Below are 12700 nucleotides of genomic sequence, written 5' to 3'. Positions count from 1 at the left end.
GTACGTGAGTTGTGATGTTAGATGTGGAAAGATTTCTTTATAATAACGGCCACATTAATTGACTGGAATTCCAGTGAAAATTTTACAAGTTAATCTTGGATAAACTATGAACGACGATTTTGAGAAAGATTTCAATCTTGGGGGGAGTGTAGAGCGAGCTTTGTCTGGCAACTACGAGCTTAAAGCTGGGGCTGTTTTCAATGAAGCTTGGCGAGCAACCATCCAGCACTTTTTATCCTTTTCTCCTGCTATTATTGTATTGCTTTTTGTCCAGTTAGGTATTTTCTATATCGCGTTACAACTGCAGTTGGGTGATCTGACCGTTATTCTTGATGCATTTGAGAATCCAGAATCATTCACTAACGATATTGTGTCTTCTATTTATGTCGCGAACTTTAGTTATGAGGTGATCAGCGCCCCAATTTATGCAGGGATCAGCTTGATGGCGATGAGCCATATCGCGGGCCTAAAGACTAAGTTGCGTCATGTAGGCAAAGGGCTGCAGTTTACTATTCCCGTGATCCTAGCAACGCTGATGAGCCTAATGCTGCAAGGCGTAGTTGGTATGATCTTCCCTCTACTGTCCTTGTATCTTTCTTTAGCGTTTAGTCACTCTATCTTGTTGATTTGTGAAAAAAGAGTGCCACCAATGCAGGCGCTACTGTTATCACTTCGCGCTATCAACAAGAAGATTTTTGTTGTCGCAGGGCTTTACTTAGGCGTGATGTTGATGTTTATTGTCGCAGCGATGTTCTACGGTATTGGCTTGATTTTTGTGTTGCCATTCTTCTTTCATTTGAAAGGCATACTCTACCGCGAAATGTTTGGAATTAAGCTCAAGATCGTTGCAACACAGAAAAACGACAATGATCACGATGGTAACTCACAGGTGTTTGATGCCTAATTCTTTAAAATCAATAAGTTTACGAGTGGCGGCTACCTGTATAGCCGCCACTTTCATTTCCATTGGACCGTATTTACACTACGAGCAACAGTTTAAATATGTTGAGAATCCTGATGTGCTGTCCGGGACAATTAAGCATGTCGATTTATCTCATTTGCCATACATTGGTGATATCCCTGACTTCAACGCAATAAAAGACACTAAAGAGAAAAAAGCGGCGTTTTTTGATTTCTTAAGGCCTAAAATAGCACTTGAGAATCAACGAATTCGTCATGAGCGAGCGTTTCTTACTTCTTTAAAGGTGGGACAAATCACTCAAGAGCAAGAAGAGTACGCTCAGAGGCTAGCAGCTCTGTATTCTTTGCCTTTGAGCGACAACAAAGTCGATCACGCGTGGTTGGGTGAAATGCTTGTGCGAGTGAACGTCTTACCAGAAGCGCTGGTTCTAACTCAAGCGGCAAATGAATCTGCGTGGGGCACTTCTCGTTTTGCTACTCAAGCAAACAACTTGTTCGGCCAATGGTGTTATAAAAAGGGCTGTGGAATTGTTCCTGCGCAACGTGGCGCAGGCAAAGCTCATGAAGTTGAAAAATTCGATTCTGTACAGCAGTCGGTTCATGGCTACTTTATGAATGTTAATCGAAACCCAGCGTATGCTGAACTGCGTGAAATCAGAGCTTCTCTAGCCGAAAAGAACAAAGACCTGTTATCGGTCGCAACGGCGTCAGAGCTAACTCATGGATTGCTAGCATATTCTGAACGTGGCATTGCTTATGTACACGATCTTCGCGCGATGATTCGTCATAATAACGCCTACTGGACACAATAAAATAACGGATAAAATGAAAAAGTTAAGCCTAAGTCTATTGGGAAGTGCGGCGCTAATTCTTGTATCGCCAATAACCCAAGCTCAAGAGTACATGTTCACGTACTCGAAGTTATACACCCAACTCAAAAACAACAATAAAGAAGGGCATGACGACGTGAAAGTTGGTGTCTTCTTTGTGGATGCGAAAACCAAGCAAATTTGTACAATAGAAAAAGCTTGGATGGAAAAAGAAGAGCACTATGAAGAGTTTGTTATCCCTGCCTCACAAGAGTTGCCTCTGCCAATCGATAAAAACTTAAAGTCAGCGAATCCGTTGGTTTTTGTCGATACTCCAAAAGATACTCGTTGCGATTACTCACTTGTCGTGATGACCAAAGAACCATTACAGGGTAACGTTTCTTACGAGCAACTTAAGCCTCTTCTACCTCAAATGCAGACGATGCTGGAAGATTTAGGCGGTATGTTTGCGGGTTGGTTTACACCTGAAGTTCAAGGTGTGACGATGGAGTTTGCAAATCAACTGAATGATAAAGTGATTTTCTCAAACGGAACCGAAAAGCCAATTGTCAATGGCAAGATACAAGTCGCACTAAGTGAAATAGGGCAAGGTGGCACAATGACACTACCAGAACCGACGATGCGAGTGCTGCCTTATCTGCCTAACGCAAAGAAGTGAACACTGAGAGTTTAGAAAGGGCTGCAATTGCGGCTCTTTTTTCATTTGTGACCGTAACTAAAGTATCTTTCACACTCTTTTCTTAAAGACTCAATAAGACAAGCATTTAATCCTGCGTAAAAAGCTCGTATAATCCACGCCCCAAAGAAACCCATGTTAGGAAGTCCTAGTCGATTTATCGGCGATGTGAGAGCCCGCAATGAACCAAATAGATACAAGAAAAGAAACCCTAGAATTCAACAAGCTTCAGAAACGCCTGAGAAGACATGTTGGAAATGCCATTACTGATTACAACATGATCGAAGAAGGCGATGTTGTGATGGCATGTATTAGCGGTGGTAAAGATTCATTCGCGATGCTTGATATCCTGCTGAATCTTCAAAAAGCTGCGCCAATCAAATTTGAAGTGGTTGCGGTAAACCTAGACCAAAAACAACCGGGCTTCCCTGAGCACATTCTGCCAGAGTATTTCGAAACACTGAATATCCCTTACTATATCGTAGATAAGGACACTTATTCAGTCGTCAAAGAGAAGGTGCCAGAAGGCAAAACCACTTGTGGTCTGTGTTCACGCCTACGACGTGGTACGTTGTATTCATTTGCAGAGAAGATTGGTGCAACTAAGCTTGCGCTAGGTCATCACATGGATGACATCGTCGAAACAATGTTCTTGAATATGTTCCACGGCTCTCGCCTTAAAGCAATGCCACCAAAGTTACGCTCTGATGATGGTCGTAACGTGGTCATTCGCCCATTAACTTACTGTCGTGAAAAAGATCTTATCAAATACGCTGAGCACAAGGATTTCCCAATTATTCCGTGTAACCTTTGTGGCTCTCAAGAGAACCTTCAGCGTCAATCTATAAAAGCAATGTTGATTGAATGGGATAAGAAGACGCCAGGGCGTGTGGAAGCAATTTTTAAATCAATTCAAAACGTAAGCCCAAGCCAACTAGCAGACCGCGAATTGTTCGACTTTGTTAACTTACCGCTAGATCGTGAAGGTAACCGCGAAGAGTATGAATTTAATGAGGCTGTCGTTTCTTCGACGAATATTGATGAATCAATGTTCATCGATGTTACGAACATCTAACTCGTAAAAAGGAGGTCAATTAGACCTCCTTTTTTGTGCCTAACGCTCTAACTGCCCCAAACAAAAATCCCCCTGTATTAGGGGAATTTATTAGCGTCTGTTTGAAAGCGCTCAATATAGCAATGCTATAAAGAGATTAGGTTGCTGTGTTTGGATCAAGAGGACTAATGTAGCCTTTTGGTTTTAGAGCCAATACATCGCAATTTATTTTATCGATCACGTGCTCAGCTGTATTACCAATAAAGACAGCAGAAAGCCCGGTTCGCCCTGTGGTGCCTAAAATAACCATTGCAGCATTCAAGCGCTCTGCTGCTGCCGGAATGACATCTTCAGGTAAGCCTTGCTCAACAATCGTTTGCTCTTCATCAAGGCCGTGTTTTTGGCGTAATGCTTTCATCGCAGTTAAGTGATGACCTCGAACGGCATCGGTATAAGTTGTTGGATCAAACTCAGGAAGTTCAATGGTAATGTTCGCCGGTGTAACGGGATACGCATTAACAAGGTATGGTTTGGCATCCAGTCGAGTGGTGACTTCTTTTAGTCGCTCGACCATAGCATCGTTGAGATCAATATGAGTTGGATTTTCAGAGCCTACGTGCACCGAGGCAAGAATGCTTGCTTGTTCTGGCCAATCTGCATTTTTAATCAGAAGTACTGGGATAGGGCATTTACGTAACAAGTGCCAATCGGTCGGAGTGAAAATCACAGATTCTAACACGTCGTGCTTACGTGTACCTTTAATGACTAGGTCATGGTTGCCTGCATAGACCTCAGCGATAATTGCTTCGTAAGGACGGTTGTGCCAGACGACACATACATCAAAGTCGAAGCCATCGTTTAGATAAGGTTGAGCAATTTTACGCATCCACTGCTCACGCTGATGAATGACACCTCGACGCATAGCATCTCTTTCATCCACTGATAGCATTGACGTCATGTCATACGAGAAATCGTAAATGGATAAAAAGAAAGTGATTCGGCTTCTAGATACACTTTTCTGAGCTAATTGAACAGCTCTTGCAAGTGCGGGCTGCTCATCATTATTGATGTCAGCTACAACAAGGATCTTACTGTATATACTCATAACTAAGCCCACTTCTATTGCAAAACCAGATACTGAATGTAAATTAAATCAGTATTTTGGAGTACTCACCGTACATTTTTACTGTAGCTTAGTTTGGAGAACTTTTTGAGGACTTTCGAAAGGAATTTATGAGAAATATGATGTAGCTCATTTTCGAGCTACATCAATAATTAGGGTGTATTATTCTTTAGTTACACCAGCAAGTTCCATCAATGCATCGTGGTCTAAGATAGTGATATATTTACCTTTCACACTTAGGATCTCGGATTTTTGGAAACGACCCAACAAGCGACTGATTGTTTCCACTGTAAGACCAAGATAGTTACCAATATCACCACGAGTCATCGTTAAACGAAACTCTCTAGGGCTGAAGCCACGTTGAGAAAAACGAGTTGATAGGTTGTATAGGAAAGCCGCTAGACGTTCTTCTGCATTCTTTTTAGAAAGAAGCAAAATCATTTCCTGATCACCTTTAATTTCGTTACTCATCAAACGCATAATTTGCTGGCGAAGCTTAGGCATTTTACCTGATAGGTCGTCTAAAATTTCGTATGGGATTTCACATACCATCGACGTTTCAAGCGCTTGAGCAAAGCTAGGGTGGGAGTCACCTGTAATGGCATCGAAACCAACTAGGTCTCCGGCCAAGTGAAACGCTGTGATTTGCTCATCACCTTGCTCTGTGATCGTATAGCTCTTGATGGTACCAGAGCGGATAGCGTACAGAGATTTTAGCTCGTCACCAGCCTTAAAAAGCTCTTGTCCTTTTTGGATAGGCTTCTTACGTTCGATGATTTGGTCAAGCTGATCAAGTTCTGCCTCATTCAGAGTGAACGGGATACACAGCTGACTAATGCTACAATCTTGGCAATGAATGGCGCAACCGCCTGATTGGATACGCTTTGTTGCAGGTTTTTCAGAAATCATAACAACCTTTCACTATTTGATATACATCAATATTTTAGCATCGCTTAATCCTAAAGGGTAGCAAAAATGTCACCTCAATAGAGTTTAACGTTATATGAAACCGAGTAACTCTAAGGCTCCTACAGCGGTATACGTACCATAGCCAATAAGGATTAATGCTGAAATATTTCTAAATATTAATGATTTTTGTAATTTCTGAAAATGATTGGCACCATATCCAATAACAATCATTGCAGGTAGCGTTCCGAGTCCAAACGCAAGCATAATTAGGCCGCCGTTCATCGCACTACCAGAAACCGCCGACCAAGTAAGCGCTGAATAAACTAAGCCACATGGTAACCAACCCCAAATAAAGCCAAATGGCAGCGCGTGAAGAGGATGCTTTAATGGCAACAAACTCTTCCCTGCCGGCGAGATAAAGCGCCAGAGATACTGCCCTAGCTTTTCTATTAAAAGTAAGCCTTGCCACCATTTAGCAATATACAGCGCGACCAGAATCATGAATAACGCAGCAATCAGCCTTAACCAACCAAGAGAATGCGTTAACCCACTAAGCTCAGATAAACCTGATATAGCACCACCCACTAATGCACCTATTAAGGTATAACTGATCAATCGTCCGAGGTTGTAGAAGAGGGGGATAAGAGGGGTAGTTTTATTTTTAGCAGAAGAGCCCATGGTAAGCAGAGACGCGATACCACCACACATACCCATACAATGACCGGCTCCTACTAAGCCGATCATCAAAGCACCAATAAAGTCAGGAGTCATAAAGGTCGCTACTTTTTATCACTATTAGATTGGTCTTCTTCGTCGAGAAGAATGTTGTGCCCTTGCCGTTCAAGATCTTCAAACTGATCGCTTCTTACCGCCCAAAGAAAAACGGCGACAGCAACACAAACGAGAACGATAGCGATGGGGATCAATATATAAAGACTTTCCATGTTTGCTTTCTCTACTTATTTCTCTTTGAGCAGGCGCAAAGAGTTAGATACAACGATAATTGAGCTTGCAGACATGCCAACTACTGCAATGTAGGGAGCCACTAAACCTGCGACCGCCAAAGGCAAAATTAACAGGTTGTAACCCAAAGACCAAGCCAAGTTTTCTCGAATAATCTTTCTTGTACGCAGTGCAAGCAAACGTGCCTCTAGTAGCTTTTCGAGATTATCCCCAAGTAACGTCATATCAGCAGAAGCTTTAGCGACATCTGTACCACCGCCCATTGCGACAGAAAGGTGAGCTCCGGCGAGAGTAGGTGCGTCATTGATGCCATCGCCAACCATCATAGTGATACTGTCTTCATCAAGACTCTTAAGGTACGCGAGTTTGTCTTCTGGTTTTGCTGACGCAACGACGTGATCGATACCAATTTCATTCGCTACAGGTTGAGCGTTTGAGAGAGAGTCACCTGTTAGCAGCGTTGTCTTAATTCCAGCGTCAGCAAAACGTTGAACAAAGGCTTTGCTTTCTTTTCGGATAGGGTCGCGGTAGTAAAAACTAGCGACATGCTCGCCATCAACTGAAAGATAGACCGCGTGGCTTTCTTCGCTTTCCTTGCCTTGAACAAAAGCCGTACTGCCTATCTTAACGACTTTGCCATTCCAGATCCCCTCAATCCCTGAACCAATCACGTTTTGCACTTCATACACAACAAAGTCATCATTGGCGTAACTTGCAAAAGAGCGAGCGATAGGATGGTTTGCATGAGCTTCTAATGCCGCGGCTAGAGAGAGACAATCTTCTTTTGGAAGATCACTCAACACTTTTGTATCACAGATCTCAATATCGCCTTTCGTTAGAGTACCTGTTTTATCTACAACTAAGTGGTTGATCTTACATAGCGTCTCGAACACATGACCTTTACGAAGCAAAATGCCAAAGTTTCCCATACGAGAGGTAGCACAGGTGAGAGCCGTTGGAGTCGCAAGAGATAGGGCACATGGACAGGTGGCTACCAACACGGATAGCATGATCCAAAACGCATCATCTGGTTTTGTTTGATGCCAGTACAACCAAGTACCAGCAGAAATAATAAGAATCGCTCCAACAAAGTAACGAGCAACAACGTCTGCAATTTCTGCGATTTTAGGTTTGGAGTGTTGAGCTTCATCTTGTAAACGCACGATATTGGAAATCATTGAGTCAGCTTTGGAACTCATGACCTCTAGCTCAAATGACTCATCACCGTTTAATGTTCCTGCATAAACCGCATCGCCTTCTCGTTTCACCACGTGGACGGATTCACCCGTTAGCATGGATTCATCAATATGAATACGACCCGAAATAACTTTGCCGTCAGCTGGGATATGTTCGCCAGGAAGGACGCGAATACGATCTCCAACTTTAAGAGTTTTCACTGGTATTTGCTCGCCATCCAACGTTGTGGCGATCGCTGGGATTAACTTTAATAGGTTACCACTCGCCGCAGCAGCTTTGCGACGTGCTCGCATCTCTAAAAATCGTCCAACCAATAGGAAGAAAGTGAACATTGAAATCGATTCGAAGAAGACTTCGCCCTGTTCTGTAACGGTTGCTATTAAGCTGGCCACATAGGCAAAAATAAGTGCAATCGAGACAGGCACATCCATACCGAGGGTTCGGCCTTTGATGCTTCGCCACGCATTTAAGTAAAACGGAAGAGCAGAGTAGAGTAGGACTGGCGTAGCAAAGATCAGACTTACCCAACGAAAGTAATTTTTAAACTCCGGTTCTAGGTCACCAAAAACTTCTAGGTACAATGCGACGGCTAGCATCATAACTTGCATGGTAGCTAAACCAGCAATACCTAATCTGTATAAGTATTGCTTCATCATTCGATGATAAGAGGCTTCTTGCTTATCAGCTTCAAATGGTGCGGCTTTATAACCCAATCTATGAATGACAGATAGGAGCTCACTTAATCGCACCTGAGTGTTGTCCCAGGCTAGTAATGCGCGGTTAGTGGTTGTATTCACGCGGATAGACACTAACCCCGCCGTATTAGAGACTTGCTTTTCGATTAACCACGCACAAGCTGCACATGAAACGCCTTCTAAAGAAAGAGTTACTTCAGAGACATTTTCACGATTTCGCACAAATTCTGATTGTACATCTTCATTATCATAATGAATTAAAGCTTGGAGTTGCTCTGGTACTAAATCTGCTTTTTCCGCAGGCACAGTTCTATATTGATAGTAGGATACTAAGCCGCTGTCTACGATGGTTTGAGCAACCGTCTCGCAGCCAGGGCAACACATCTTGCGGGATTCACCGAGTATATCAACTTTAAAATCCGTGTTGGCTGGTACATCTTCACCACAGTGATAACAGGATTCACACATATGCTTACTTCATTAACGGTGTTGACGAGGCTGGAAATTCAACTTTACCTTGGATCATCCATTGTTGGTCATGTGGTTGTAGTTCGACAAACCAAGGGCCTTGAATAGATTCTTCTGCCGTTAGGCGGTAATTACCAGATGCATCCGCCGTAACGAGCTTTGTAAAGTCACGATCAGGAAGAGTACGATGAGTGAAAGTGGCCGTTAGAGCAGGGTAATGAGATAGCTTCCCTTTAGCGAAAACAATCACAACATTGTTATTTTTAGAGGAAATCTCAGCGTTAAGACCTAGGTCACGAGCGACATTCATTTTACTAATGTCGATGTTAATGCCTTTGCCTTTTTTATAGTAATCCTCGGCGACTAAAGAAACAGAGTTGTTCGAGAAAACGACCACAGTAATCACAGTCCAAACTACGACAGTAAGAGGAAGGATGATTAGGAACCACGGCCAAAATTGTTTATACCAAGGCTTTACCATAAAAAAGTTCTCAACAGCTAAATGAAAAAATGTAAGGCGTTAAATTTAAAGGAAAGACAGCCCCTATGAAAGGGGCTGTTATTGCTATGTTACTTAATATCTCAGTTACTTACTCTCTGAGTTACTTAAGCTCCAGACATAAGAGGCAACGAGCTGAACTTTATCTTCACCCAAAATGTCTTTCCACGCGGGCATTACACCTGAGCGGCCGTTCATTACGGTTTCGGTTACAGCTGCACGAGAGTCGCCAAATAGCCAATCTTGGTCTGTAAGATCAGGTGCACCGACTGCAGGGTTACCCTTACCATCAGTACCGTGACAAGCTGCACATACGACGAAACGTGCTTTACCTGCCGCTGCTTCACGAGCATTCACTTTACGACCAGATAGGCTAAGTGTGTAGCTTACAACTTCTTGCACACCTTGCTCACCAAGCGCATCTTTCCATGCTGGCATTTGACCAATACGGCCATGCATGATGGTTGTTACGATTGCAGCTGGTTCACCGCCGTATAGCCATGCATCATCAGTTAGGTTAGGAAAACCTTTCTGACCACGAGCATCAGAGCCGTGACATTGAGAACAGTTTTGCAAAAACAAACGTTGGCCAACTTTCAATGCTTCAGGATCTTGCGCAATTTCAGGTATTGGGCGCAAACCACTATCATTGTGCGCAAGTTTACGGAATGCTTCGCCGAAATATGCATCTGCGTCATCCAGTTCTTTTGCGTATTGGTTTAGTTGCTTGTTCTCTTGTGCTTTAGCGATGGCTTCTTTTGACTCTTCCAGTGAACGCACTGTTTGAGCAGAACTTTGCCAATTTAAAAAGCCCTTGAAGCTACCTAGACCTGGAAATAGGGCTAGATAAACTGCTGCAAACACAAATGTACTTACAAACAGATAAGTCCACCACTTTGGTAGAGGGTTGTTTAGCTCGCGAATACCATCGTACTCGTGGCCCATGTCTTCCCCTTCCTCGACGCCCATTTTATCTTTAGCGCACCAAGTTAGGAGAATCGCACAGCCTACAAGCGTACCGACAGTAATCACGATAATCCAGAGACTCCAGAATGTAGTCATTACTTCTTCACTCCTTGGTTATTTGGGGTCGTTTGTTCTTCGTCAGCAAACACCAAGTTGGCATCTTCTTCAAAGCGTGCTTTACGCTTTTTACTAAATGCCCACCATACGATGCCGATAAAACTAGCGAAGAGTACAACGGTATAAATACTATGAATTGTACCGAAATCCATATGATCCCCTTACTTCATTGCATGACCAAGAGACTGAAGGTAAGCGATGATTGCATCCATCTCTGTTTTACCTTCTACTTCTTTAGCCGAATTCGCGATCTCTTCATCAGTGTATGGAACACCGAACTGATCACGAAATAGCTCAAGTTTCTTCTGCGTTAGCTTACCGTCTAAAACGTTTTCAGCTAACCACGGGAAACCTGGCATGTTTGACTCAGGCACAAGCTCACGAGGATCTAGTAGGTGAACGCGGTGCCATTCATCAGAATAACGACCACCAACACGAGCTAAATCCGGACCTGTACGCTTAGAGCCCCAAAGGAATGGGTGTTCCCAAACACTCTCACCGGCGACAGAGTAGTGACCGTAACGTTCAGTCTCTGAGCGGAAAGGACGAACCATCTGGCTGTGACAAACGTTACAACCTTCACGGATGTAGATGTCACGACCTTCCATCTCCAGAGGAGTGTAAGCACGTAGATTCTCTACAGGTTCAGTCGTTTGCTTTTGGAAAATCAGAGGAGTGATCTCTACAAGAGCACCCCAGCTGATAGCAAACACGATAAAAATAGCCAACAAACCGACATTACGTTCTAAGATTTCGTGGCGATTATTAGAATTATTACTCATTCTTAAATCTCCTTATGCCGGATGTGGGATAGCTTTTAGGCTTTCTTTTGGTGCACTTACCGTTTTGTACGTGTTGTATGCCATTAGGAACATACCAGATAGGAAGATAAATCCACCTAAGAAACGTACAAAGTAGAACGGATAAGACGCTTCTACAGATTCAACAAAACTGTAAGTTAGCGTACCGTCAGAGTTAACCGCGCGCCACATAAGACCTTGCATTACACCAGAGATCCACATCGCAACGATGTAAAGAACGGTACCGATTGTTGCTAGCCAGAAATGCACATTAACTAGACCAACAGAGTACATACGCTCTTGGCCAAATAGGCGAGGTACCAAGTGATATACAGAGCCGATAGAAACCATCGCAACCCAACCTAACGCACCAGAGTGAACGTGACCAATGGTCCAGTCTGTGTAGTGAGAAAGTGCGTTAACCGTCTTAATCGACATCATCGGGCCTTCAAAGGTAGACATACCGTAGAACGACAGTGAAACGATTAGGAAACGTAGGATAGGGTCATAACGAAGCTTATGCCATGCACCAGATAACGTCATAATACCGTTGATCATACCACCCCAAGAAGGAGCAAATAGAACCAGCGACATAACCATACCTAGAGACTGAGTCCAGTCTGGTAGCGCTGTATAATGAAGGTGGTGAGGGCCTGCCCAAATATATAGAGAAATAAGTGCCCAGAAGTGAACGATAGATAGACGGTAAGAATAAACAGGACGTTCAGCTTGTTTAGGAACGAAGTAGTACATCATACCTAGGAAACCAGCGGTCAGTAGGAAACCTACCGCATTGTGTCCATACCACCACTGAACCATCGCATCCACTGCGCCCGAGTAAATCGAGTAAGATTTACCAAGTGACACAGGAATAGCCATGCTGTTCACGATGTGAAGTACTGCTACTGTGATAATAAAGGCACCGAAGAACCAGTTTGCCACATAAATATGTGACGTGTTTCGCTTCACTAGTGTGCCGAAGAACACCACCGCATATGATACCCATACTAGCGCAATTGCGATATCAATAGGCCATTCTAGCTCAGCATACTCTTTACCCGATGTTAAACCGAGAGGCAAAGTAATGGCTGCTGCCAGGATGATTGCTTGCCAACCCCAAAAGGTGAAGGCAACGAGTGGGCCACCAAAAAGACGTGTTTGACATGTGCGCTGTACAACATAATAAGACGTTGCGAACAGAGCACTGGTACCAAACGCAAAAATTACCGCATTAGTATGCAGTGGACGTAAGCGACTGTACGTCAACCACGGCGTATCAAAGTTTAGCTGTGGCCAAACTAATTGAGCGGCAATCAAAACACCAACAGCCATACCAACTATGCCCCATAAAATGGTCACAAGGGTAAATTGGCGAACGACTGTATAGTTGTAGTTTTGTTCAAGCTGCTTTACTTGGCTCATTTGCATGCTTCCAATTTCTAATTAACTACACTTTTACTTCCAACACGACTTGCGTCGTAA

14 protein-coding genes are annotated in these 12700 nt (G+C 43.5%); 4 read left to right on the top strand and 10 right to left on the bottom strand.

Annotated elements, in window-relative coordinates; genetic code table 11:
- Window positions 1–106 precede the first annotated feature (106 nt).
- From CAG69_RS07120 to ttcA, 4 genes are all read left to right on the top strand, one after another.
- Window positions 107–904 carry a hypothetical protein gene (locus CAG69_RS07120; protein WP_012841829.1) on the top strand — a complete coding sequence of 266 codons (798 nt, stop codon included), beginning with the start codon at window positions 107–109 and terminating at the stop codon, window positions 902–904.
- Window positions 897–1733 carry a glucosaminidase domain-containing protein gene (locus CAG69_RS07115; RefSeq protein WP_145532118.1) on the top strand — a complete coding sequence of 279 codons (837 nt, stop codon included), beginning with the start codon at window positions 897–899 and terminating at the stop codon, window positions 1731–1733. Before CAG69_RS07120 ends, CAG69_RS07115 begins: the two co-directional genes overlap by 8 nt.
- 13 nt (window positions 1734–1746) lie before the next feature.
- Complete coding sequence (locus tag CAG69_RS07110; RefSeq protein ID WP_161443423.1) at window positions 1747–2409, top strand: DUF2987 domain-containing protein; 663 nt, start codon at window positions 1747–1749, stop codon at window positions 2407–2409.
- Window positions 2410–2608: 199 nt separating this feature from the next.
- On the top strand, window positions 2609–3502 hold the full coding sequence (gene ttcA / locus CAG69_RS07105) for a tRNA 2-thiocytidine(32) synthetase TtcA (RefSeq protein WP_005377502.1): 894 nt from the start codon (window positions 2609–2611) through the stop codon (window positions 3500–3502).
- A gap of 136 nt (window positions 3503–3638) precedes the next feature.
- Here the strand turns inward: ttcA and uspE are convergent, their stop codons facing one another.
- The 10 genes from uspE to ccoN form a co-directional block, all read right to left on the bottom strand.
- Complete coding sequence (uspE, locus tag CAG69_RS07100) at window positions 3639–4586, bottom strand: universal stress protein UspE (RefSeq protein ID WP_046875300.1); 948 nt, start codon at window positions 4584–4586, stop codon at window positions 3639–3641.
- Between the two features lie 180 nt (window positions 4587–4766).
- Window positions 4767–5513, bottom strand: coding sequence for an FNR family transcription factor (locus CAG69_RS07095; RefSeq protein WP_005377497.1), 747 nt, complete (start codon window positions 5511–5513; stop codon window positions 4767–4769).
- Between the two features lie 90 nt (window positions 5514–5603).
- Window positions 5604–6284 carry a sulfite exporter TauE/SafE family protein gene (locus tag CAG69_RS07090; protein WP_161443421.1) on the bottom strand — a complete coding sequence of 227 codons (681 nt, stop codon included), beginning with the start codon at window positions 6282–6284 and terminating at the stop codon, window positions 5604–5606.
- Between the two features lie 8 nt (window positions 6285–6292).
- Complete coding sequence (gene ccoS / locus CAG69_RS07085; protein ID WP_005377493.1) at window positions 6293–6457, bottom strand: cbb3-type cytochrome oxidase assembly protein CcoS; 165 nt, start codon at window positions 6455–6457, stop codon at window positions 6293–6295.
- Window positions 6458–6472: 15 nt separating this feature from the next.
- Window positions 6473–8836 (bottom strand): heavy metal translocating P-type ATPase, encoded by a 2364-nt coding sequence (locus tag CAG69_RS07080; protein ID WP_161443419.1) that lies wholly within the window; start codon window positions 8834–8836, stop codon window positions 6473–6475.
- Window positions 8837–8840: 4 nt separating this feature from the next.
- Complete coding sequence (locus CAG69_RS07075) at window positions 8841–9317, bottom strand: FixH family protein (RefSeq protein WP_048626394.1); 477 nt, start codon at window positions 9315–9317, stop codon at window positions 8841–8843.
- A gap of 105 nt (window positions 9318–9422) precedes the next feature.
- Window positions 9423–10397, bottom strand: coding sequence for a cytochrome-c oxidase, cbb3-type subunit III (gene ccoP / locus CAG69_RS07070; RefSeq protein WP_005396485.1), 975 nt, complete (start codon window positions 10395–10397; stop codon window positions 9423–9425).
- Window positions 10397–10570, bottom strand: a complete 174-nt coding sequence (locus tag CAG69_RS07065) for a cbb3-type cytochrome oxidase subunit 3 (RefSeq protein WP_005396487.1) — start codon at window positions 10568–10570, stop codon at window positions 10397–10399. Before CAG69_RS07065 ends, ccoP begins: the two co-directional genes overlap by 1 nt.
- 9 nt (window positions 10571–10579) lie before the next feature.
- A complete protein-coding gene (gene ccoO / locus CAG69_RS07060; protein ID WP_005377475.1) occupies window positions 10580–11200 on the bottom strand; it encodes a cytochrome-c oxidase, cbb3-type subunit II in 621 nt (206 codons plus the stop codon).
- A 12-nt stretch (window positions 11201–11212) separates the two neighbouring features.
- Window positions 11213–12640, bottom strand: coding sequence for a cytochrome-c oxidase, cbb3-type subunit I (ccoN, locus tag CAG69_RS07055; RefSeq protein WP_005396488.1), 1428 nt, complete (start codon window positions 12638–12640; stop codon window positions 11213–11215).
- Between the last annotated feature and the right edge of the window lie 60 nt (window positions 12641–12700).

The sequence above is a fragment of the Vibrio sp. V43_P6S15P86 genome (genome assembly GCF_009904725.1).
GTDB lineage: Bacteria > Pseudomonadota > Gammaproteobacteria > Enterobacterales > Vibrionaceae > Vibrio > Vibrio diabolicus.
The sequence above is the reverse complement of the archived record's forward strand: the minus strand, read 5'-3'. Positions and strand labels throughout refer to the sequence as shown.

Bases quoted from the DNA above. Each gene is read 5' to 3' on its own strand.
- ccoO (WP_005377475.1), bottom strand. From the start codon at position 11,200: ATGAGTAATAATTCTAATAATCGCCACGAAATCTTAGAACGTAATGTC.
- CAG69_RS07080 (WP_161443419.1), bottom strand. From the start codon at position 8,836: ATGTGTGAATCCTGTTATCACTGTGGTGAAGATGTACCAGCCAACACG.
- ccoS (WP_005377493.1), bottom strand. From the start codon at position 6,457: ATGGAAAGTCTTTATATATTGATCCCCATCGCTATCGTTCTCGTTTGT.
- CAG69_RS07090 (WP_161443421.1), bottom strand. From the start codon at position 6,284: ATGACTCCTGACTTTATTGGTGCTTTGATGATCGGCTTAGTAGGAGCC.
- ccoP (WP_005396485.1), bottom strand. From the start codon at position 10,397: ATGACTACATTCTGGAGTCTCTGGATTATCGTGATTACTGTCGGTACG.
- CAG69_RS07110 (WP_161443423.1), top strand. From the start codon at position 1,747: ATGAAAAAGTTAAGCCTAAGTCTATTGGGAAGTGCGGCGCTAATTCTT.
- CAG69_RS07115 (WP_145532118.1), top strand. From the start codon at position 897: ATGCCTAATTCTTTAAAATCAATAAGTTTACGAGTGGCGGCTACCTGT.
- ttcA (WP_005377502.1), top strand. From the start codon at position 2,609: ATGAACCAAATAGATACAAGAAAAGAAACCCTAGAATTCAACAAGCTT.
- CAG69_RS07120 (WP_012841829.1), top strand. From the start codon at position 107: ATGAACGACGATTTTGAGAAAGATTTCAATCTTGGGGGGAGTGTAGAG.
- CAG69_RS07095 (WP_005377497.1), bottom strand. From the start codon at position 5,513: ATGATTTCTGAAAAACCTGCAACAAAGCGTATCCAATCAGGCGGTTGC.
- uspE (WP_046875300.1), bottom strand. From the start codon at position 4,586: ATGAGTATATACAGTAAGATCCTTGTTGTAGCTGACATCAATAATGAT.
- ccoN (WP_005396488.1), bottom strand. From the start codon at position 12,640: ATGAGCCAAGTAAAGCAGCTTGAACAAAACTACAACTATACAGTCGTT.
- CAG69_RS07065 (WP_005396487.1), bottom strand. From the start codon at position 10,570: ATGGATTTCGGTACAATTCATAGTATTTATACCGTTGTACTCTTCGCT.
- CAG69_RS07075 (WP_048626394.1), bottom strand. From the start codon at position 9,317: ATGGTAAAGCCTTGGTATAAACAATTTTGGCCGTGGTTCCTAATCATC.